Consider the following 3,637-nt stretch of genomic DNA (forward strand, 5'->3'; position numbering starts at 1 on the left):
CCCGCGCCGCTGGCCGCCGCGCCGGCCATCACCGTCGTGCCGGCCGAGCCGAGCCGCAGCCCCACCCCGGCGGCGAGCACCGCCGGTGCGCCGACCAGCACCGCCCCGACCCGGTCCGCCGCCGCGACCACCACCCGGGTACGCACCCCGAGCCCCGCGCCGCCGACGACGCCGAACGTCCCGCTCCTGCCGCCGGACGTGTCGCCGCCGACCGTGTCCACCCCCGACGTCACCCCGACCACCGTGGAGCCGCAGGGCTGCGTCAACGGGGTCACCGCGACCACGGTCACCGCGACGGTCGTCGACGACCGGGCCGCCGGCGACGGACTCCGGGTGGTGTTCCGGTACACCCTCGACGGTGCCACCCGGACCGTCGGCATGGACCAGACCGCGCCGGACGTCTTCCAGGGCACCCTCGGTGACCTGCCGGCACCCTCGGCGACCGCCCGGATCCCGGTCCAGGTCGTCGCCGTCGACGACGCCGGCAACGCCTCGGCGCCCACCGGCCCGGTCGTGGTGTCGCTGCTGCCCGCCTGCACGTCGCGCTGACCGGGCCGGCCGGGTGCCGGGCCCGTGGGGTTTCCGGCGACCGGGCCGGGGGTAGCTTCGGGGGCCGACCGAGCTGACGGTGGAGGACCACGGATGACAGACAAGTTCAGCGACGCGGTGGGCGACGCCCTACGGGCGGTGCTGCTCTTCCTGCCCAAGGCGGTCGCCTTCGTGGCGATCCTGGTGGCCGGCTGGCTGATCGCCAAGGCCGTCCGCAGGATCGTCGACAAGGTGCTGGAACGGGTGCACTTCGACCGGGCCGTCGAACGGGGCGGCATCAAGACCGCGCTGGCCCGTTCCCGCTACGACGCCAGCGACATCGTCGCCAAGCTCGCCTACTACGGGGTGCTGCTGGTGACCCTCCAGCTCGCCTTCGGCATCTGGGGCCCCAACCCGATCTCCGACCTCATCGCCGGCGTGATCGCCTGGCTGCCCCGGGCGTTCGTCGCGATCGTCATCGTGGTCGTCGCCGCCGCCATCGCCAACGCGGTCAAGGACATCATCAGCAGCGCGCTCGGGGGTCTGTCCTACGGCCGGGTGCTGGCCAACATCGCCTCGGTGTTCATCCTCGGCCTGGGGGTGATCGCCGCGCTCAACCAGATCGGCGTCGCCACCGCGGTCACCACGCCGGTGCTGGTCGCCGTGCTCGCCACCGTCGGCGGCATCCTCGTCGTCGGGGTCGGCGGTGGGCTGGTCCGCCCGATGCAGGCCCGCTGGGAGTCCTGGCTGACCCGCGCCGAGCAGGAGTCGCGCACCATCGCCACCCACGCCCGCGCCTACCAGGCCGGCCGGCGCGACGTCGAGACCCGGCTGGACCCGTACGCGGAGGCCGAACGCACCCAGCCGGTGCCCACCACGCCCGCCCCGGTCCCCGCCCCGCCCGCGCCGGTTTCCCCCACGCCGCCCGCGGCGGTGGCGGTGGACGACGACGCCGAGCGTACCCAGGTGGTGACCCGCCCCGACGACGTCGAGGCGACCCAGGTCGTGCCGCGCCAGGCCGGACCGGCCGACGGTCCCGCCACCGACAGCGAGGCCACCATGGTCATCCCCCCGGTGGCCCCGGACACCCCCGGCCGCTGACCGTGCCGCGCGACGGGGGCGGACGCCGCAGCAGGCTCCGCCCCCGTCGGCAGGTGGACACCGCGCCGGGGCCGCGCCGACGGCCGCAGCCGGCTAGCATCGGGCACATGACCTGGCGATGTTGATCCGGCACTGAAGGCCGAAACCGTGGACCGCCACGGACGCCGCACCTCCCGCGTCCGTTCCGTCCCCGGGAAAGGCCCTGATGAATCTCCTCTCCGCGCGGGTGCCCGACACCCGTGTCCGCCGGCTGTCCGTCACGCTCTACGGCTACCTGTTCCTCAGTGATCTCGTCCTGCTCTACCCGGTGTACGTGCTGCTGTTCAGCGACACCGGGCTCAGCGTCGGACAGATCTCCGCGCTCTTCGTGATCTGGTCGGTGACCGCGATCGTGCTGGAGGTCCCCTCCGGGGCCTGGGCCGACGCCGTCTCCCGACGTCTGCTGCTCTGCCTCGCGCCGCTGCTCACCGGGGCCTGCTTCGCGCTGTGGGTACTGGCCGGGTCGTGGTGGGCGTTCGCGCTCGGCTTCGTCCTGTGGGGGGCGAGCGGCGCGCTCGGCTCCGGCGCCCTGGAGGCGTTGGTCCACACCGAACTCGACCGGCTCGGCGCGGCCGGCCGCTACGCCCGCACGATGGGGCGGGGGCGGACCGCCGGGGTGCTCGGGGTGCTCGCCTCGATGGTGCTGGCCGGCCCGGTCCTCGCCGCCGGCGGCTACCGGGCGGTCGGTGCGGCGAGCGTGCTGTCCGCCGTCCTCGCCGCCGCCGTCGCCACCCGCTTCCCGGAGCACCGGTCCGTCCCGCCGCCCACCGCTCCCGCCGACGGGCCGGCCGGGCCGGGCTGGCGGGCGGGCCTGCGTGCCGGTCTCGCCGGGGCCCGCGCCGACCGGCGGGTACGGGCGGCCGTGCTGCTCGTCCCGGCGGTGACGGCGGTCTGGGGAATTCTCGACGAGTACGCCCCGCTGCTGGCCCGCGACACCGGCGTCGCGGCGTCCACGGTGCCGCTGCTGCTCCTGCCGGTCTGGCTCGGGATGACCGTCGGCGGGCTGCTCGCCCCGGCGGCGGAACGCCTGACCGACCGCGGCTACGCGGCACTGCTCACCCTGGCCGCGGTCGCCCTGACCGCCGGAGCCGCCGTCCGGCATCCGGCAGGCTTCCTGCTGCTCGGGGTGGCGTTCTGTGCGCTGCAACTGGCCACCGTGCTCGCCGACGCCCGCCTCCAGGACCGGATCACCGGCCCGGGACGGGCCACCGTCACCTCGGTCGCGGGCATGGGCACCGACCTGACCATGGTCGTGGCCTACGCCGGTTACGCGCTGCTCGCCGCGACCGGCGGGCACCCGTTGGCGTTCGTGGCGGCGGCCGTGCCGTACCTGCTGGTGGCCGGGGTGCTGGCGGTGTCGGGGCGGGCCGGTGACCGCCCGGTGGCGCCGCAGCGCCCGACGACGTCGGCGGCGCGGTGAACCGGCCCGTCGGGAGCGGCCACGGCGGCGGTGCCGGGATCAGTCCGCCAGCGCGTCCAGGTAGACCCAGTTGCCGTCCTCGCGGACGAACCGGCTGTGCTCCGCCATCGTGCCCGGCTGCCCGGCCTCGCGGTAGTGGGCGCGGAACGTCACCGTGCCGGCGGTGTCCAGCAGGCCGCCGCGCGTGCTGTCGACGATCTCCAGCCGGGTCCACCGGGTGGCGGGGTCGAGGTGCAGCCGGCGGGGCCGGGTCGTGGAGTGCCAGCTCCGCAGCAGGTAGTCATCGTCGCCGACGGCGAAGGCGCTGAACCGGGAACGCATCAACGCCTGCGCGGTCGGGGCCGTGCCGTGGCCGGCGTGCAGCGGCCCGCAGCAGTTGTCGTACGGCAGGCCGGTGCCGCAGGGGCAGGGCCGCGGGGACGTGTGTTTTGCCACCCGCCCATCCTGCCGCAACCGCCGGACGGGGCGGCCCCGGGGGGGGCCCGGCCGGGGGGGGGGGGAGGGGGCGGTGCCCCCGGGGGGGGGCCCCGAGGCCCGGGTGTGGGAGGG

Annotated in this window: 5 protein-coding genes; 3 read left to right on the forward strand and 2 right to left on the reverse strand. The window is 76.1% G+C overall.

Annotated features, from left to right (window positions below; genetic code table 11):
• The coding region (locus ACOJTC_RS01780) for a hypothetical protein (RefSeq protein WP_420115483.1) at nt 1–221 on the reverse strand (221 nt) is incomplete at its 3' end.
• On the opposite strand from ACOJTC_RS01780, the gene ACOJTC_RS01785 reads away from it, so the two are divergent.
• The 3 genes from ACOJTC_RS01785 to ACOJTC_RS01795 all read left to right on the forward strand — a co-directional run bounded on the left by ACOJTC_RS01785 (nt 214) and on the right by ACOJTC_RS01795 (nt 3,088).
• Nucleotides 214–549: a hypothetical protein gene (locus ACOJTC_RS01785; protein WP_420115484.1), complete on the forward strand. Its 336-nt coding sequence runs from the start codon at nt 214–216 to the stop codon at nt 547–549. The genes ACOJTC_RS01780 and ACOJTC_RS01785 overlap by 8 nt on opposite strands.
• 93 nt (nt 550–642) lie before the next feature.
• A complete protein-coding gene (locus ACOJTC_RS01790) occupies nt 643–1,629 on the forward strand; it encodes a mechanosensitive ion channel family protein (RefSeq protein ID WP_420115485.1) in 987 nt (328 codons plus the stop codon).
• A 205-nt stretch (nt 1,630–1,834) separates the two neighbouring features.
• Complete coding sequence (locus ACOJTC_RS01795; protein WP_420115486.1) at nt 1,835–3,088, forward strand: MFS transporter; 1,254 nt, start codon at nt 1,835–1,837, stop codon at nt 3,086–3,088.
• A 39-nt stretch (nt 3,089–3,127) separates the two neighbouring features.
• Here the strand turns inward: ACOJTC_RS01795 and ACOJTC_RS01800 are convergent, their stop codons facing one another.
• The gene (locus ACOJTC_RS01800) at nt 3,128–3,523 is read right to left on the reverse strand and encodes a YchJ family protein (protein ID WP_420115487.1); all 396 of its coding nucleotides are present in this window, start codon (nt 3,521–3,523) and stop codon (nt 3,128–3,130) included.
• Between the last annotated feature and the right edge of the window lie 114 nt (nt 3,524–3,637).

This window comes from Micromonospora sp. (assembly GCF_048594385.1).
Taxonomy (GTDB): Bacteria; Actinomycetota; Actinomycetes; order Mycobacteriales; family Micromonosporaceae; genus Micromonospora; species Micromonospora wenchangensis.